Annotated in this window: 1 pseudogene; it reads left to right on the plus strand. The window is 58.4% G+C overall.

Annotated elements, in window-relative coordinates:
- Positions 1-267, plus strand: a pseudogene (pyrG, locus tag ACCD00_RS30855) (CTP synthetase); the annotation flags it as partial.

Genomic DNA, 267 nt, shown 5'->3' on the forward strand with positions numbered 1-267 from the left:
CTCGGTGTGGGACGCGGACAGCATCTACAAGATTCCGAAGATGCTGCACGATCAGGGTCTCGACGCGATCATCTGCGAAGAGTTGAAGCTCACGCCGAAGCCCGCCGATCTGTCCATGTGGGCGGACCTCGTTGAGAAGCTGCAGAACCCGGAACACGAGGTCACAATCGGCATGGTCGGCAAATATGTCGATCTGACCGAGTCGTACAAGTCGCTGATCGAAGCACTGCGCCACGCGTCCATGCATACGGCGACGCGCGTGAACAT

It is taken from the genome of Pseudomonas sp. Pseusp3 (assembly GCF_047304225.1).
Lineage (GTDB): Bacteria > Pseudomonadota > Gammaproteobacteria > Pseudomonadales > Pseudomonadaceae > Aquipseudomonas > Aquipseudomonas fluorescens_CD.